Source organism: Lentzea indica, from assembly GCF_012184385.1.
In the GTDB taxonomy this organism is placed as follows: Bacteria; Actinomycetota; Actinomycetes; order Mycobacteriales; family Pseudonocardiaceae; genus Lentzea; species Lentzea indica.
This window is the reverse complement of sequence record NZ_VSRL01000512.1, coordinates 1-1,967: the sequence shown is the minus strand read 5'-3', so window position 1 is coordinate 1,967 and position 1,967 is coordinate 1. Positions and strand designations below refer to the sequence as shown.

General features: G+C 72.1%; 1 protein-coding gene. It reads right to left on the bottom strand.

Features of this window, described 5'->3' with window-relative positions:
* Positions 1–1,916: VIT domain-containing protein (locus FXN61_RS49135; protein WP_167980597.1), on the bottom strand; the 1,916-nt coding region annotated here is incomplete at its 3' end.
* Between the last annotated feature and the right edge of the window lie 51 nt (positions 1,917–1,967).

Here is a 1,967-nt window from a genome sequence, read left to right as displayed (position 1 = left end):
GGGGGCGCGCCGAAGCTCATCGCGGCGGGCGCTGCGGCGTACGGGCCTCCTGGCGCGGCGAGCCGCGGAACCTGGAGCTCCCATCCCGCCGGCTGCTCGACCGGCTGCACCACCCGGTGCACAGTGCCGTCGGACACGACTCGCTCGTCCACCGCGACGAACGCGGTGAAACGGCACAACACACCGAACCGCAGGGAGGTCTGCACGATCACCGATTCCACCGCCCTGTCTCCGGTCGCGTACCGGTCCTCGAGATCACGCAACGCGGCACGGGCCCACTGCGCCCGGACCGCGGGCTCGGCGTGCTGCCGCACGGCCACCGTCTCCTGCCAGTCCGCGCCGTCACGGGTCCTGCCGCGAACGGTGAAGGAGTCCGGCGCCGGACCGCGATACCGGCCGAGGGCGACCAGCGGCACACCGGGGTAGATGGCCGACGGTTGCCTGGGCAGCGACGACTCGGGCGACACCACCACATCTGTGATCACGGGCGCGCCGATCCGGCGCTGGATCTGCGCCATCGCCTCGTCCAGGCGGTCCTCGCTCTCGACGAGCTCGCACCGGCCCGCGCCCCTGGCGACCAGCCTGCCGAGGAAGCCCGCGTTGACGGCCGTGTCGATGCCGACGGCGTGCACCCTCGTCCGGTTGATCACCGGCGCGATGTCGCGCAGGACCTGGTCCTCGTTGCCGACCTGCCCGTCCGTGACCAGCACCAGGACGGGGTCGCGGCCTTCCGAAGCGTCGGCGAGCAGGCTCAGCCCCTCACGCAGCGGCTCGAACATCTCGGTCCCGCCGCGTGCCTGCACCGCCGCCAGGTGCTCGACGGCGCGGAAGCGGTGGCGGTCGGTGGCAGCGACAAGCCCCGTCCCGAGCTCGGCCGGTCGCTCCACGCGGTCGTCGAAGGTGATCACGGCGAACGTGTCGTCCGCGGTCAGCGTGTCGACGATGCGGGCCGCCGCTCGCCTGGCCGCGACCATCTTCCAGCCCGACATGCTGCCGGAGCGGTCGAGCAACAGCACCACGTCGCGTGGACGGACCGGGGTCGTTGGTTCCGGTGGCAGGACCGTCAGCTGGTAGGTGCCCTCACCGGTGCCGTCCGGGTCGGGCACGCACAGGGCCGCGGAACTGTTTCCCGCGTACGCCAGGCGCAGCACGAAGTCGCGGTCGACCCGCTCACCCGGTGCGACCGTCACCGTGTTGCCCTCGCTGATCACCGTGTGCAGGCTCGACCGCACCTCGCCGAGTTCGAGACCGGCAGGGTCGATCTCCACGCCGATCCGCAGCCGCACCGGGTTCGGGAAGCCGGGCAGCAGTACCGGTGGCGTGATCCGGGAGGCGTCCGGCACCACGTCCGTGTCGTCGGCGTACCCGTCGCCGACGGACGGCCCCGGCAGCGGTGTGCCCGGCACGTACCTCGGCGCCACCACGAGCGGGAACCGGAACGTGGCCGCGCCGTCCTCGTACACCAGCGGCCCGACCAGGCTCAGCTCGACGGTCACCCGTTCGCCCGCGGGGATGTTGCCCACCCGCATGGTGAAGACGTCGGGCCGTTCCTCCTCGACGATCGACGCTCGTCTGCCCGCCGCGATCGCCTCGTCGTAGGCCTGCCGCGCCTCGGCACGTTCTCGCAGTTCGGCCTCGACGGTGCGGTCGCCGGCGGTCATCTTCATGCCGGTGACGGCAGCGCGGTCCGGCAACGGGAACACGTACGTCGCTTCGAGAGCGGTGTCGTGGGAGTTCACGAAGCCGGTCGTCAGAACGACGCGGCCGACCAGCCCGGTGATCGCCGCCCGCACGTCGAGGCGCTCCAGCGGCAGGTTGCCGCGTTCGGTGCGCAGCGCGCCGACACCCGCGTCCTCGCTCGTCCAGCCGATCCGGTCCCCCTCTGCGGACTTCATCGGGGCGACGGAGAAGGTCATGACGACTCCCCTTTCGTTCGTGAGCAGACCACGGGCGGCGAGCAGGTCGAG